Genomic DNA, 16,178 nt, shown 5'->3' with positions numbered 1-16,178 from the left:
CATTCTTGTTATTTCAATAAGCTTCCTTGTTCTGCGGAGACTTTGATTTCACCATTTTTAATCTTACTGAAAACATCTTTAACTTTTGCAACAGTATCACTGCTCAAGTTAGGATTTTTTTCAGGCAAACCAATACCATCATTTTTCGCATCAAATGTTAAAATTTTTCCACCAGGGAACTTTCCATCTAATTGTTGTTTAACCATATCATAAGAAACTTTATTAACTTTCTTCATTGCAGAAGTTAAAATGACAGATTTATCACCTTTATAAATACCGTCAGCATATTGGTCAGAGTCTACACCAACAATCCAAACCTTTTCTCCTGCACCTGCGCGTGTTTTTGCTTCTTTAATGGCCCCAACTCCAACTCCACCTGCTGCAGTGAAGATTACATCTACACCACGGTCAAACATTTGAGCTGAAAGTTGTCCACCAGCTGCTACATTGTCAAAAGAACCTTGATAAAGTACATTCTCAGCTTTTAACGTAACCTTGGTTCCTAAATTATCATTTGCGTATTTTACACCTTGTTGGAATCCCCAGTTAAACTTTTGTACAGCAGGAATTTCCATACCACCGATGAAGCCTGCATCTCCTTCTTTTACTTCAAGAGCGGCAGCAACCCCAGCAAGAAATCCTGATTCATGCTCTGCGAAGAAAACAGCAACTGTGTTATCTTTAACAACTGGTTTATAGTCACCTTTATGTGGATTACCATCAATAATAACAAATTTTGCATCTTTGTATTTATCTTGAGCTTTAAATATTGCTGTTTCAAACTTATATCCTGGCGTTACAATAAACTTGTAGCCCGCATCATATAAGTTTCCAATTTCTTTTAAGTATTCTGCTTCTGTTTGACCAGCTGGTTTTAGGTATTTAGCTTGAACCCCAAGGTCATCTTTTGCTTGAAGAATCCCTTCCCAAGTACCTTCATTAAATGATTTGTCATCTATCGTACCGGAATCTGTTACCATACCTACTTTAAGGTCAACTTTTTTATCTTTATCACCAGTATCTTTGTCACCGCCACTACAAGCGCCTAAAAGAGTTCCTGCAGCTAGTACTAGGGACAGGGCTAAACCAAATTTTCTCTTTTTCAATTTCGTACCCCCTAAAATTGTTGGATTTAATAAGAATGCTTTAAAACATGTAATAAATTTAGTTTTTCCATCCTTCGGAGATTAAATTCGTTTCCTTAGGACATGAAATTCAAACTTATCTGCTTTAAAATAATTCACTGAATATAGAACGGGTTCATCAGATTCGTCGAAATGCATTTGTTTTAACACTAGTAATGCTGTTTCGGGTTCACATTCAAGGATCGGTGATATTTTTTCATGAAAACCGAGTGGCTCGATATGGGCCACTGCATATGTAATTTTCCGATTTGATACCGACTCAAGAGTGGTAAATAGTGATTCCTCTCCATGAGAATAGGATTCGGGTAAAATATTTTCTGGAAGCTTGTCGATACAATAGACTACCGGTTTACCATTGGCAGTTCGTACTCGCTCACTCACCACAAAATTATCATCCTTTGAACATGTGAATCGACGAATGTCCTCTTCAGTGGCACCTTTTGTCTCTGACTTCAAAAAAATGGTTCCAGGCTTCATTCCTGCATGAATGATCATATTCGTTACACTATTCAGTTGTTCTATTCCAGATGTGAACACTGGCTTTGTATTAACGAATGTACCAACACCATGTCTACGGGTAATGACATTATCTTCTTCTAAAATTCTCAAGGCTTCCCGCAAAGTTGCCCGACTTACTCCAAGCTGTTTAGCAAGATCAAATTCTGATGGAAGTTTTTCTTTTTCCTTAAAAACCCCATTTTCAATATCCCGCTTTAACCGATCGATAACTTGTAAATACAAGTGCCGATTATCTGATTTAATTGACATTTTGCAGGCGCCTCCAACCATTTTTCTTTCAGACATCAGACATCTGATGTTCAATCATTCCTACTAATCGAAAATACTATAACACACTTTTCTGGTATAAATAAATAGCCTATTCATTTTTTGAAAAAAAAGACAAAAACTTTAGTATTAGCCCTGTTTTAAGCTTGACAAAATCAGTCATTTTCTTTCGAATTTCGCTTATATTTCCTATATTACGCAAATAAAAAAAGTAGAATAAATAACATTATTATTTATGTTGAAAACATTAGATACTTCGAAAATGAAAATAAATGTAAACGCTCTTAATAGTATGACACATTTTAACCCCAAAAAGTGGGAGTCCAGCCAACAGGATAATAAAAGCTTGCCCCCTGAAAAATCTCACGAAACAAGCTTCTTTGTTTTTATACTAGTTTAAGCATCTCTTGTAGTTTCTTCGTTTATTTTCCCAATAAGAACTGTTCGTGGCTTACTTCCTTCATAAGCACCGACGACCCCTCTTAATTCCATTTCGTCAATCAATCTAGCTGCTCTGGTATAACCAATTCTAAATCTTCGTTGTAGCATCGAAACTGAAGCTGTCTGCATTTCAATGATGAGATCTACAGCTTCTTCATACAAATCATCCTCAACTTTAGAGTAATTAGATGGATTTTCATCAGGAATCATTTCTTCTTGATATTGCGCTTTTTGTTGAGTTATGACAAAATCTACGATTTCCTCGACTTCATCGTCTGATAGGAAAGCCCCTTGGACTCGAACAGGTTTTGATGCACCAACTGGCAAGTACAACATATCCCCTCTGCCAAGAAGTTTTTCAGCGCCCCCCATGTCTAGAATCGTCCGAGAATCCGTACTTGAAGATACAGCAAAAGCAATCCGAGAAGGAATATTTGCCTTAATGACCCCTGTAATAACATCCACAGACGGACGCTGAGTGGCAATAATCAGGTGGATACCTGCTGCCCGTGCCATTTGTGCAAGTCGTGTAATGGAATCCTCTACATCTGATGAGGCAACCATCATTAAATCAGCAAGCTCATCAACAATGACCACAATAAATGGTAATAGCGGTTGTTTTGCCTCTTCTTCTGCATTCGATCTTTTGACATGATCGTTGTATCCTTCAATATTTCTAGTCCCTGTATGGGAGAATAATTCATAACGACGTTCCATTTCACTAACTACTTTTTTGAGAGCCTGCGATGCTTTTTTTGCATCTGTTACAACGGGTGCTAACAAGTGTGGAATCCCGTTATAAACATTTAATTCAACCATTTTTGGATCGATCATCATCATTTTGACTTCATGCGGTTTTGCACGCATTAAGATACTCGTAATAATTCCATTTATACATACGCTTTTTCCGCTGCCCGTCGCACCAGCAACAAGAAGATGAGGCATTTTATTTAATTCTGCCATTACTGCCTCACCGGTAATATCTCGACCAAGACCAATTAACAATGGTGCATCGGGTTTCCCATTTTGCTTAGATTCTAATACCTCTCTAAGCGAAACGATCGCTACTTCAGAGTTAGGTACCTCTATTCCTATTGCTGATTTCCCAGGAATAGGTGCTTCAATTCGGATACCCTTTGCCGCCAAAGCTAAAGCTATATCATCACTAAGGCTAACTATCTTACTAACCTTAACACCTACATCTGGATGAACTTCATATTTTGTGACAGCTGGTCCAAGATGTACCTGTGTGACACGTGCTTTAACGCCAAAACTTTGAAAGGTTCGTTCCAATTTAGCAGCATTAGCATGGATTAATTCGTATTCACCACTTTGATCCGTTTGACGCGGAAAACTCAATAGTGTAATTGGCGGTAGCTCATATGATGCATTTTCAACCTCTGTAAAGGTGATTGGAGGAACTGATTCTTCACTTTCTTCGGGCTCTTTTGCCTTTGCTAAACCTTTTTTAGACTGTTTACTATCCTCTGTAATCGGATAAGCCCGTTCTGCAAAGCTAGAAATGATCGGTTCCGGTGTCGGGAGTGGCTCTATTTCATTGATAGGTAACGGTGAAATCGGAACCACCACATCCTCGTTGGCCCGTTCCTGTTCCTTGGCAATTCTTTCTTCTTCTCGTTTTTGCTGTTTCATTGCTTGTTTTTGCTTTCGAGTTTCGCCCCAGTCTTTCATATCACCAAGGAAGGCTCCCCATTGTCCCTTTATAAACGTCCATATTTTTGCAAACATTTTCCCAAGTGCTGCTCCAAGCGGTTTCCCTGTTATTAGTGTAATCCCAATGATAATTAACACAAAGGCCACAATCTTTGTACCCGCTTCTGCAAAAAGGAAGTTGAATAGGGCAAAAAGAATGGCGCCAATCATACCTCCACCAAGATCGGTAGTACTCGTTTTTCCACTTACCTCAAGCTTGTATAACTCCCATGTGTTTTTTATGACACTTGGATCTTTAAAATTTCCACCATTTGAAAGAAGTTCGAATAATGTAATATGGCTTAAGAGTAATAGTGATCCTGTAATAAGGTAGACTCCAATCATTTTTGAATGAAAGAAGTTGGGCCATACTCGCTTCCACATGAGATAAATACTCAGTATAATTAGGAAGATCAGGCTGAGGATATACCACTCACCCATAAAAAACCGAAAAAATAGGACAATAGCTTTACCGGCAGCTCCTAAATTGGCGAGGGCAATTACTGATAGAGCAATCAAAATAAGTCCAATTACTTCATATTTCAATGTATTTTTTAAATTTGCTTTCCTTCTAGTAGATCTTCTTTTTTTCTTGACCATTTTATCACCTGATGATTTTTATTTGTTCTGCTATTATGTATGGATTTCCTTGGTATGAAAAATAAAGCAGCCCTTGTGACGGCTGCTCTTTCATGTTAAACCTTATTATACCATATGCTTGCCTACTCTGTTGTAGCATAGGTGATTCAAAATGAAATTTTTGTTCCGGGGCAGAATTGATCATTTAAATAATGTTGGGGATCGGTACTTACCACCCGAATGACTCGATAACCACGGTCCTCTGTTTTCTCAACTAGTAACGGGACACCCTGATAAGAGACCAACTCAGTTTGTTCGTAATCCTGTTCCTGAACAGGAAAAATTAACTCATGTGGCATCATCGTATATAAAATCATTGGATAATCCCTTCATTCCCCTGTTTTTTTAATTCAATTAATTCGTTCAGCTTTTGCATTGCTAGACCAATTCCACCGACACCATCGATTAAACCATATTTGACTGCATCTGATCCAATTACGTTGGTTCCGATATCCCTCGTTAGATTTCCCTTTGCAAACATTAAATCCTTAAAGGTTTCCTCAGGTATTTTCGAATGTTTCTTAACGAAACTCACCACACGTTCTTGCATTTTATCTAGGTATTCAAATGTTGCAGGGACGCCAATCACCATTCCTGTTAATCGAATAGGGTGAATGGTCATGGTTGCCGTTTCAGCGATAAAGGAATAATCACAGGAAACAGCGATTGGAACGCCAATTGAATGACCTCCACCTAGCACAATTGAAACTGTTGGCTTTGATAAGGAAGCTAGCATTTCGGAGATGGCCAGTCCGGCCTCTACATCACCACCAACTGTATTCAAGATTACAAGTAATCCCTCGATTTTTGGGTTTTGTTCAATCGCTACTATTTGCGGGATGAGATGCTCATATTTGGTCGTCTTGTTTTGGGGCGGCAGCTGGATATGCCCTTCAATTTGGCCAATAATGGTAAGACAATGTATCGTTGAGTCTACCGATAATTGTGGTACGTTGGTTGCTCCGAGTTGCTGTATTTTTTCTAATAGGCCAGAGGTTTTCTCATCTTTTTGTTGATCCTGATCTTCCTGTACACCCTCATCTGATTGTTTAAAGTTATGATCCATCCTGATTTCTCCCTTCAAACATAATAGTGTTAGTATGAACAAGGAAAAATTTTTCATGCAGAATGAAAAAATGGTGCCTGACCCCCGGTACGTTAACGTGTTAACGTACTGGGGGTCAGGCACCTGCTTGCGCTTTAACGTATTACTGCGTTAGGTGTCAGGCACAAGTATTTACATACTTATATTTTTAGTTTTTACTTCCATGATGATTGGTAAGATCATTGGCCGCCTTTTTGTTTTTTCATACAAAAATTGGTTAAGCTGATCTCTCATTTCTTGCTTTAGGGTGGTCCAATCAAATGCATCCCGGGATATACTTTTTTCAACAATATCGCGAACCTTTGCCGTGGACTCCTCCATCAGCTTTTCAGATTCACGAACATAAACAAAACCTCGTGAAATGATTTCAGGACCTGCAGCAATTTTCTTTTCGCTTTTATTTAATGTCACTACAACAATTAAGATACCATCCTGGGAAAGTAAACGGCGGTCTCTTAAAACAATATTTCCAACATCGCCTACCCCAATTCCATCAATTAAGACATTTCCGGCTGGGACTCTTGCTCCTGCTTGCAATTTACCATCCTTGATTTCAATTACTTCGCCTTTTTCAGCGATATATATTCGATCATCAGGAATGCCACATGTTTTAGCCACCTTGGCATGGGCCTTTAACATTTTAAACTCACCATGAACAGGAATGAAGAATTTTGGCTTCATCAAATTAATCATTAGCTTTAATTCTTCCTGACTACCATGACTTGAAACTTTTACTGTTTGCCTTCCAGAAATAACATTTGCTCCAGCGCGGTATAACATATCTACAGTTTTAGATAAAAGTAACTCGCTGCCACGCAAAGGGGATGCTGCAAATATAACGGTATCGCCTGATTGAATGTTAACATGTTTATGTGCTTGCTTCGCCATTTTTTGCAAGGCCTCTAATGGTTCGCCTTGGTCACCTGTTGTTAAAACAACAATTTGCTCATCACTGTATTTTTTCACATCTGAAAGTGGAATAATAATATCGTCATCGACCTGTACATAACCAAGTCTTAAAGCAATATCAAACACGCGTTGAAGACTTTTACCCACAACGGCCACTTTTCGTTTTGTCATTGAAGCTGCATCAAATACATGTTGAATCCGATTTAAGTCAGAGGCAAAGCAAGCCGCAATTATCCGGCCATGTGCATTGTAAAAAACATCGTTCATTTGGTTGACAACGATGGCTTCAGATGTGGTATACCCTGGCTTTTCTGCTTCCATACTATCAGACATGAGGCACAACACACCTGCATCACCAATTGTGGCCATTTTTCCTATTTCTGGTTTATATAGATCAGGTGCTGCTTGATCAAATTTAAAATCACCAGTATGAACTATTGAACCCTGTGAGGTTTGGAAACATATTCCAACAGAATCCGGAATGCTATGATTTGTTTTGAAAAAAGATATTTCCGTTGTATCAAATGAAAGGACTGTATTGGAATTAATTTCACGGAAATCCGCAGTACCTTCAAACTCTTGTTCCTTTAGCTTAGCTTCAGCTAATGCAACCGTTAACCTTGTCCCATAAACGGGGACGTCGATACTTTTTAGTACATAGGATAAGGCTCCTATATGGTCTTCGTGACCATGAGTTAGTAATACTGCTTTGATTCTTTCTTTATTTGCTTGTAAATATGTAATTTCTGGAATGACAATATCAATCCCTAACATTTCATTCTCAGGGAACATTAACCCTGCGTCAACGATAAAGATATCCTCGTCTATTTCCACTAAATACATATTTTTCCCAAGTTCTCCTACTCCACCGAGAGCAATGAGTTTTATGGTTTCGTTTTTTCGTTTACTCAAGTGCGTTTCCTCCTATTATCACAAAGCCGACCGAGATCAGTTAATTTTATTATACTTGAATTAAGAAAGCCTTTACAACCTTTATGTCATTTGGAGAACGCTGTAGAACAGTGATTTAGCAGTTTGTGAACAGGACATCTTTATTAAAAATGGATATTACAATGAAAAAAGCTGACAATGTCAGCCTCAGATTGTCGAGAAAGAGTTTTTTTCTCGGCAATTTTTAATATTATTTGTAGCCTGCCAAATGGCCGGTTGATTGGAGTGGAAGGCGCGAAGACTCCTGCGGGAGCAGCGGGATAGGTGAGACCCCGCAGGCGCTTTAGCGCTGAGGAGGCTCACCGCCCGCCCCTAAGGTGCGCGAAGCGCCTGGAACGGAAATCAACAGACCGATTGAACAGCCTATTTATTTATAATAATTAATAACACCCAACAAATTAACGCGGTAAATCACTAAGTTTCCACTTAAAATAAAAGGCTGTCGAGAACTCTCGACAGCCTTTTTGAGAAATTTTATAGGATTAATTTCGCTAAGGTTACTCGTTCTTGTTCTGTCAATGGAACAAGTGGGAGTCTTACCGATCCAACATCAAGCCCTTTTAATTGTAAGGCTGTTTTGACAGGCACTGGATTTGGTGCAGCAAAAAGCCCTTGCATAATCGGTAACAATTGCTGATGTAGCTTGGCTGCATGCTGTCTATCACCGTTTAAGAATGATTGAACCATTTCCTGTATCTCATTACCAATGACATGTGCCGCAACCGAAATGACTCCGTTACCACCTATTGCTAAAACGGGGAGTGTTAAGCTATCATCGCCACTGTACAGTGCAAAATCATCATCTGTTCTAGCAATTATTTTTGTCATCGCGTTCAAATCACCACTTGCCTCTTTTACCGCAACAATATTAGGAACCGCCGATAGCCGAATAATCGTTTCAGGCTGAATATTTACAGCCGTACGTCCAGGAATATTATAGATCATAACAGGAAGAGTGGTATTTTCAGCAATAGTCTTAAAGTGCTGATACATTCCTTCTTGGTTTGGTTTGTTGTAATATGGACCAACCAACATGACAGCGTCCACACCAACTTGCTCTGCCTTCTTCGTTAATTCAATTGATTCATAAGTATTATAACTACCTGTTCCTGCAATTACCGGTACCCGCTTATCAACAACCTGAACAACATGTTGAAAAAGAGCCACCTTTTCTTCTTTGGAAAGAGTTGGTGATTCACCTGTCGTTCCTGCAACCACTATTGATTCTGATCCACTACCAATTAAATGATTTACGAGTTGGGTTGTTTTTACAAAATCAATATGTCCCTTACTGTCAAAAGGGGTCACCATAGCGGTGGAAACCCGACCGAAAATAGTCATTTTGCCACTCCTTTACCTTATAAATAAAGGTTATTCAGATTCTTTTTCCAACTGGAACGCATCATGCAAGGCATTTACTGCCTTGACCAAATCTTGTTGTTTGATAAGCACCCAAATCGTTGTATGGCTATCAGCTGATTGCAAAATGCGGATTTCTTTTTCCGAAAGAGCTGTAACAATTTTGGAAGTCACCCCAGGTACCCCAGCCATTCCAGCACCAACAACAGATACCTTAGCACATTGGCGCTCAATCGCTGGCTCGTGGCCTAGGTCGGATAAAACCGTTACGGCCCGATCAGCCATTTCGTCAGTCACTGTGTAGACAACCCCATTTGGAGATATATTGATAAAATCTACACTGATATTTTCATTTGCCATTGCTTTAAATACTTCTGCCTGTAGGTTATACTGATTTTTTTTGGCTAACACCTTAATTTGAGTTACATTTGAAACATGGGCAATTCCAGTAACTGGACGTTCCTTTAGATCGCTACCATGGTTATTTTTATTACTAGAAGTGACCAAAGTTCCTGTTCCGTCGCTATATGTTGAGCGGATTCGAATCGGTACTTTTGCTTGCATGGCAATTTCAACAGCACGGGGATGGATCACCTTTGCACCTTGATAGGCCATATTACACACTTCTGTATAGGTAACGACTGATAATGGACGAGCATTTTCAGCTACCCGTGGGTCAGCAGTCATAATCCCTTCCACATCCGTAAATATATCGATAAATTCTGCATTTAAAGCTGCTCCAAGTGCCGAAGCTGAAGTATCACTGCCACCTCGGCCAATTGTAGTAATGTCGCCGTTATTGGCAGTCCCTTGAAAACCAGCAACAACCACAACCTCCACATCTTGAAGTTCTCTTAATAATCGGTCACATTTCATTTCAATTATTTTCGCATTGGTATGATCGCTGTTTGTCCGAAATCCAGCCTGTGCTCCAGTTAACGAGACTGCTTTTATTCCATTTTCAATTAGCATATTAGTAAATACCACGCTAGAGATCATTTCCCCACATGATAACAGTAAATCAAATTCTCGTTTGGTCAATTTACTCGAATTACCGCCAATTAATGAAAGTAGTGTATCGGTAGCATAAGCGTCACCAGTACGTCCCATAGCAGAAACAACCACTACAACTTTATATCCTTCAGAAATTGCTTTTTCGATATGGCGTTTGGCATTTCTTCGACTTTCATCATCACGGACTGAAGTACCGCCAAATTTTTGAACGATTATTTTCATCGAAGCACCTTCTATAGAAAATCAACAGGTGTGATGTTTCACCTATTGTTTTATTTTTCTGTTACTAGTCCAAGTCTAATTAAACTCTCAGCAATCTGGACAGAATTCCAGGCTGCTCCTTTTAGGAGGTTGTCAGAAACAACCCACATATGGAACCCGTTTTCTACGTCTAAATCTTTACGGATGCGACCAACGAAGACATCATTTTTCCCAACACAATACGCAGGCATTGGATAAACTTGATGTTCTGGGTCGTCCTGTAACACAACACCTGGTGCATTTTCTAATAAAGACTTAAGGTCTGCAGATTGAACTCCTGTTTCGTCGATTTCGAAATAGACAGATTCTGAATGACCCGTTGCAACTGGAATACGCACACAAGTTGCAGCAACAGGTAGATCTTGCATATGCATAATTTTCTTTGTTTCATTTATCATTTTCATTTCTTCATAGGTATAACCATTATCCTGGAACTTATCAATCTGTGGGATGGCATTGAAGGCGATTTGGAAATGCTTAACGTCTGATTTTACAGGTAGAACCTTTGCCTCAAACTCCTCGCCATTGCTTATCGCTTTTGTTTGATGATTTAATTCTTCAATCGCCACAGCTCCAGAACCAGAAACTGCTTGGTATGTTGAGACAAGTACTTTCTTTAAACCAAATTTTTGTCTAATCGGCTCTAATGCAACAACCATTTGAATGGTTGAACAATTTGGATTGGCAATAATCCCGTTGTGCAATTTGAGATCCTCTTCATTAACTTCTGGAACTACAAGCGGCACATTTTCGTCCATACGAAATGCACTTGTGTTATCTACACAAATTGCTCCACGCTTAGCAGCTTCGGGAGCCAGTTCTAATGAAACACTACCACCGGCACTAAATAGAGCGATATCCACCCCTTCAAAGCTCTCTGGTTTTGCTTCTTGAACAGTTATTTCTTTTCCTTTAAACATAACTGTTTTTCCTGCAGAACGTGAAGATGATAGTAATGTTAATGTCGAAATTGGAAAATCTCTGTTTTCAAGTGTTTGAATCATTTGTTGTCCAACTGCTCCAGTCGCTCCTACAACTGCGACATGGAAACCCTTTGTTTGGCTCATGAATAGAAACCCCTTCCTCAATCAATAAATATGTTTTTTCTAGCATCGTTATTTGAAAGTTAAGACGGCACCTTTATTCCTTTAAAGTGGAGCCGCCATAATTTATAATATCATTTATTTTAACATAACGTGTTCGTTAAAGAATCAACTTTTTAACGGTTTGCTAGAAAAAGTGTGAAGGTTCAATCTAATCACGAAATTTTTCCACTAAAACAGGCTGAAGCTGTGTTCCCTCCATTGCAGCTAGAATGGTTTCGTCTAACAAAGACATTCTGGCAACCATTGAATTTGGCTTTTTGATTGGATCATCCTGCCCGAATGGGATAAAGTATATATTTTTTGTTGCCATCAATTTCATTAAATTCATTCCATTTAATCCAAGTGCGTCATTTGTTGATATTCCTAAGACAACTGGTTTTTGATTTCTAAGAGTTGCCTTAGCCGCCATTAAGACTGGGGAGTCCGTCATCGCGTTAGCAAATTTACTCATTGAATTTCCTGTTATTGGAGCTATAACCATACAATCCAATGGAATCCTAGGACCAAGTGGTTCAGCTTTTACAATTGAGTCTATCACTTTGTGCCCTGTTAAAGTTTCAATTTTCCCAATCCAATCTTCACCTTTCCCAAACCGGGTATCTGTATTTTTAACGGTAAACGTGACAACTGGAATGACCTCTGCCTCCGCTTTAACAAGCTTAGCTATTTCCGGAAAGATTTCTTCATAGGTGCAGTGAGAACCTGTAATCCCAAAACCGATCCGTTTCCCTTTCAAGCTCATGTTGTTTTCCCCTCCCGTTTATTTAAGTCTTCCTTCAGCAATTGTGTAAGAACATTCGCTAGAATCACCCCAGCTGATTTTGGCGCCACAATCCCTGGCAATCCCGGTGTAAGGATGGCTTTTATCCCTCTTTTTTCGGCATATCTAAAATCTGTTCCTCCAGGCTTTGATGCCAAATCTATGATAAGCGTGTGAACAGGCATTTTAGAGATCACGGATGCTGTAACAATTGGGAAAGGAATGGTATTGATACAAATATCGGTATCCTTTACTGAATGTTCAATATCCTGTAAATGGAAGGCTGTTAACCCCATTTCAGTAATTCGGGCAAGATGTTCACTTTTCCTTGCCCCTACTTTAACTTTGGCTCCTAATGCATGAAATGTCCTGGCCACACTCATACCTACCCTACCCAAACCCAAAACCACAATATTTGAACCATGAATGGTAAAATCTGTGTGTTGAATAGCTATCATAATCGTACCCTCAACGGTGGGGATTGAATTATAAATAGCTACATCATCGCGTTCAAACAATTGAACAAGGCTTCGGTTCGTTTTTTTTATGATTCCATTAAGGTAAGAATTCGTTATCCCTGAATAAATCGTACAGTGTTCTGGCGTTTTTGAAATAATCTCCTCTGTAAGTACTACCTTTTCATTCGAGAAGATTGTTTCTATTTGTCCATCTAAGTTGGTCCCTGGTACCGGCAGAATAATGGCGTCTACATTCGAGAAATCTATCTCATCAATTTTTTCCTTTATTGCTCCTGAGAAGGCATGATCAAGCTGTTCAAAACCTATTAATGAAAGCTTCGCATCCAATTCAGTAAGCTTCCTGATGATCTCGAGCTGTCTTGCATCGCCGCCAACAACTGCGATCTGCAACCCTGTCAGCATGAGAATAATCACCTTCTTTTTTTATAATCCAAACAGGAATTGGTTTAACTTCAGTATTTTATGTAACCTCAGGTCATTCGGTGAGTTTTCTTGTGCGAAACATCAAAATTATCTTTTTTATTGGCTCTTTTAAACAATTCTGTTGATTTCCGCTGCAGGCACTCGCTTTCCGCGGGGCGGGCGGTGAGCCTCCTCGGCGCAAAGCGCCTGTGGGGTCTCACCTGTCCCGCTGCTCCCGCAGGAGTCTCGCGCCTTCCGCTCCAATCAACATAGTACTCAAAAATCAACATTGTTCCTTTAACACAGCCATTTTATTAAACTTAAGAAAACAAAAAACCGAGACAGGCCATTGTCCTGTCTCGGCTACTGATATATTTTAGTGTTATTCGATGTCCTCTTCTGGAATATCGATGATGATCATGTCATTGCCGATTTTTTTGATATGTCGCCACGGAACTCGCACTTCTGTGCCTTGTTTTCTAAATCCGAACCATTTTAAATTGGGAATCAATAGTGCTTCAATTTGACCTGTTTGCTCATTTATTTCTAAATCGGTTTGACCCAATACTCCTAGTCGTTCAGCTCGTTTAACGTCAACAATTTCTTTTCCGCTTAACTCACTCAATTTCATCGTTTTTTACCCCCGTTTCATTGTCCTCTTTATATATGTATCAAACTTAGGAGTATTTTAGAATAAAAATTAGGCTGCCGCGGAATCTACACGACAACCTAATACGTTATATTATTTATTTTTCGGTAGTTCACCATCAGGACTTACTAAAGCCATTGAATATTGGTCAGTAAATATGGTGTTAGAAAGTGTGTCGACACTTTGTTTCGTGACATGGTCGATTTGCTCAACAATTTCATCAAGTGAGCGATGGCGTCCAAGCATTAATTCATTTTTGCCATTACGACTCATTCGACTATTCGTACTTTCTAAACTTAGCATCAAACTACCTTTTAGTTGTTCTTTGCTATTATTTAATTCCTTATCCGTTATCCCTGTTTGTTTCAGCTTTTCGAGTGTTTCTTGAATGGTTTCAAAAAGCACATCTAACTGCTTGGCACCTGTCCCGCCGTAAATGGTCACAATCCCGCTGTCCCGGTATGCCGAATGATAAGAAAAAACGGAATAAGCAAGTCCACGCTGCTCGCGAACCTCTTGGAATAATCGGCTACTCATACTACCTCCAAGGACATTATTTAATACGATCAGACTATAAATATCGTCATGACCTACATTTAATCCTTGAAAACCAATGCACAGATGCGCCTGTTCTGTTTCCTTCTTTCGAGAGATTTGATTCGAATAAAAACTAGGCACCTGTTCTGGAGTAACAACCTTTTGACCTTGATAAGAGCCAAAATGAGCTTCGACCTGTTTAATAAAGGCCTCTGAAATATTTCCAGCAATTGAAACCACAACATTTTCAGGTGTATAGGCATCAGAAACATATTGCTTTAGTGTTTCGCTGGTAAACGTGTTCAATGTTTCTTCTGTACCTAGGATTGGAAACCCAAGCGGATGACTTTCATAGACAGCTTTACTAAGTAAATCATGAACAATATCATCCGGTGTATCTTCGTACATTTTTATTTCTTCACAAACAACATTTCTCTCTTTCAATAACTCTTCCTCATCAAAGGTTGAGTTAAAAAACATATCAGCTAAAACATCTAATGCAAAAGGTGCATGTGTGTCTAACACTTTTGCATAATAACAGGTGTATTCTTTGGAAGTAAAAGCATTTACTTGCCCACCAATACTATCGAATGACTCAGCAATCTCTCTTGCAGATCTTGTTTTAGTCCCTTTGAAGAACATATGCTCTAAAAAATGGGATATCCCGTTCAACTCGGGGGTTTCATTTCTTGATCCTGTTCCGATCCAAATTCCAATCGCAACTGAACGTACAGTGGGGATATTTTCTAGTACAACTCTGACTCCATTTTGACAAGTATATTTTATAATCAAAGAAACTCCTCCAGTTCTAAACAAGCGTAAGCGGCTGGATCGAAGTGTTCGAGTGGTGCACGCTTGCGATAGACAATAAAAAACCGCTTCAACTAAATAAGTATAACTTATTATAGGTATTTTTTCCAAAATGAAGATTTTCTTTCCTCTTTTTTAAAAAACTCTTTTTTCATCTAAAGTATCAGAAACGGTACCAATTTTCAGATGTTTTTGTTCGATCTTTATGATTAATTGATCAAGTGCTTTGGCGGTTGACGCTGTAGGGTGCATGAGTATTAAAGCACCGGGATGCACCTTTGTCTCAATACGTTGGATGATCGTTTCTGGGGTGGGTTTTTGCCAATCAATTGTGTCAACGGTCCAAACAATCGTCCCAAGTCCCAATACATCGGCCATTTTCACAACTTCATTATTAAAACTTCCACTTGGAGGTCCAAACCATCTACAAACTCGGCCTGTAGTTGCCTCAATCACATCATTTGTTTTTACAAGCTGATTCTTGATTTCAACGGGTGATAGGTTTTTCATATCTGGATGTGTAAACGAATGATTGCCTATTTCGTGCCCGGATTCCGAAATCATTTTTGCTAAATCAGGATTTTCTTTCACCCATCTTCCTTCAAGAAAAAAGCTAGCAGTTACATGATGCTTTTTTAATGTGGTAAGCATATCTGGCAAATATTCATTACCCCAAGCCACATTAATAATGAAGCCAACCATTGGTTTATCTGGGTTTCCACGGTAAATTGGGGCTGGTGGAAGCTCATTCAAATGAACCTTTGGTTTAATTTGCCTATAAATCAGTTTATCTTTATTGAAGACACCCTCATTTTTCATTTTCTGATAAGAGGCTTTTAGGTCAACTTCTAGCCCATTATAGCCGGGAATTGCCTTCCAGACAGGATCTATCCGCGCATCGCTTGCTACTATTTGATATTGTTTACTATTTTTTTTAATTTCCTCATATAGTGAATTACTTGGTTTCCCAACATTAATGGATTCAGCCTTTAAATAGGTCACATATTGATCTGATATTGGATTGTAAACTATCCCGATGATTGTCAGTCCAATAATAATCAACCGTTTCACATTTTTCATATGTATAGCCCCCCCTTTTAAAACATTATGAA

Annotated in this window: 14 protein-coding genes; all 14 read right to left on the bottom strand. The window is 39.0% G+C overall.

Annotated features, from left to right (window positions below; genetic code table 11):
• Positions 1 to 8 precede the first annotated feature (8 nt).
• The 14 genes from B1NLA3E_RS07165 to B1NLA3E_RS07100 all read right to left on the bottom strand — a co-directional run bounded on the left by B1NLA3E_RS07165 (position 9) and on the right by B1NLA3E_RS07100 (position 16,146).
• Positions 9 to 1,106 (bottom strand): BMP family lipoprotein, encoded by a 1,098-nt coding sequence (locus tag B1NLA3E_RS07165; protein WP_015593172.1) that lies wholly within the window; start codon positions 1,104 to 1,106, stop codon positions 9 to 11.
• A gap of 81 nt (positions 1,107 to 1,187) precedes the next feature.
• The gene (locus B1NLA3E_RS07160) at positions 1,188 to 1,913 is read right to left on the bottom strand and encodes a GntR family transcriptional regulator (RefSeq protein WP_015593171.1); all 726 of its coding nucleotides are present in this window, start codon (positions 1,911 to 1,913) and stop codon (positions 1,188 to 1,190) included.
• Between the two features lie 414 nt (positions 1,914 to 2,327).
• A complete protein-coding gene (locus B1NLA3E_RS07155; protein ID WP_015593170.1) occupies positions 2,328 to 4,685 on the bottom strand; it encodes a DNA translocase FtsK in 2,358 nt (785 codons plus the stop codon).
• A gap of 146 nt (positions 4,686 to 4,831) precedes the next feature.
• On the bottom strand, positions 4,832 to 5,041 hold the full coding sequence (locus tag B1NLA3E_RS07150) for a YlzJ-like family protein (RefSeq protein ID WP_015593169.1): 210 nt from the start codon (positions 5,039 to 5,041) through the stop codon (positions 4,832 to 4,834).
• The gene (locus tag B1NLA3E_RS07145; RefSeq protein ID WP_015593168.1) at positions 5,038 to 5,790 is read right to left on the bottom strand and encodes a ClpP family protease; all 753 of its coding nucleotides are present in this window, start codon (positions 5,788 to 5,790) and stop codon (positions 5,038 to 5,040) included. The genes B1NLA3E_RS07150 and B1NLA3E_RS07145 overlap by 4 nt, the downstream gene beginning before the upstream one ends.
• Before the next feature lie 171 nt (positions 5,791 to 5,961).
• A complete protein-coding gene (locus B1NLA3E_RS07140; protein ID WP_015593167.1) occupies positions 5,962 to 7,650 on the bottom strand; it encodes a ribonuclease J in 1,689 nt (562 codons plus the stop codon).
• 513 nt (positions 7,651 to 8,163) lie between these two features.
• Complete coding sequence (dapA, locus tag B1NLA3E_RS07135) at positions 8,164 to 9,030, bottom strand: 4-hydroxy-tetrahydrodipicolinate synthase (RefSeq protein ID WP_015593166.1); 867 nt, start codon at positions 9,028 to 9,030, stop codon at positions 8,164 to 8,166.
• Between the two features lie 30 nt (positions 9,031 to 9,060).
• The gene (gene dapG, locus B1NLA3E_RS07130) at positions 9,061 to 10,284 is read right to left on the bottom strand and encodes an aspartate kinase (RefSeq protein WP_015593165.1); all 1,224 of its coding nucleotides are present in this window, start codon (positions 10,282 to 10,284) and stop codon (positions 9,061 to 9,063) included.
• A 50-nt stretch (positions 10,285 to 10,334) separates the two neighbouring features.
• The gene (gene asd / locus B1NLA3E_RS07125; RefSeq protein WP_015593164.1) at positions 10,335 to 11,390 is read right to left on the bottom strand and encodes an aspartate-semialdehyde dehydrogenase; all 1,056 of its coding nucleotides are present in this window, start codon (positions 11,388 to 11,390) and stop codon (positions 10,335 to 10,337) included.
• Between the two features lie 187 nt (positions 11,391 to 11,577).
• Positions 11,578 to 12,171 (bottom strand): dipicolinate synthase subunit B, encoded by a 594-nt coding sequence (locus B1NLA3E_RS07120; RefSeq protein WP_015593163.1) that lies wholly within the window; start codon positions 12,169 to 12,171, stop codon positions 11,578 to 11,580.
• The gene (dpaA, locus tag B1NLA3E_RS07115; protein ID WP_015593162.1) at positions 12,168 to 13,070 is read right to left on the bottom strand and encodes a dipicolinic acid synthetase subunit A; all 903 of its coding nucleotides are present in this window, start codon (positions 13,068 to 13,070) and stop codon (positions 12,168 to 12,170) included. Before dpaA ends, B1NLA3E_RS07120 begins: the two co-directional genes overlap by 4 nt.
• A 382-nt stretch (positions 13,071 to 13,452) precedes the next feature.
• On the bottom strand, positions 13,453 to 13,701 hold the full coding sequence (locus B1NLA3E_RS07110; protein ID WP_015593161.1) for a YlmC/YmxH family sporulation protein: 249 nt from the start codon (positions 13,699 to 13,701) through the stop codon (positions 13,453 to 13,455).
• A 111-nt stretch (positions 13,702 to 13,812) separates the two neighbouring features.
• The gene (locus tag B1NLA3E_RS07105; RefSeq protein ID WP_015593160.1) at positions 13,813 to 15,048 is read right to left on the bottom strand and encodes a M16 family metallopeptidase; all 1,236 of its coding nucleotides are present in this window, start codon (positions 15,046 to 15,048) and stop codon (positions 13,813 to 13,815) included.
• Between the two features lie 153 nt (positions 15,049 to 15,201).
• Positions 15,202 to 16,146 carry a polysaccharide deacetylase family protein gene (locus B1NLA3E_RS07100; RefSeq protein ID WP_015593159.1) on the bottom strand — a complete coding sequence of 315 codons (945 nt, stop codon included), beginning with the start codon at positions 16,144 to 16,146 and terminating at the stop codon, positions 15,202 to 15,204.
• Positions 16,147 to 16,178 lie beyond the last annotated feature (32 nt).

This window comes from Bacillus sp. 1NLA3E (assembly GCF_000242895.2).
Taxonomy (GTDB): Bacteria; Bacillota; Bacilli; order Bacillales; family Cytobacillaceae; genus Bacillus_BU.
This window is presented reverse-complemented; position numbering and strand designations above follow the sequence as displayed.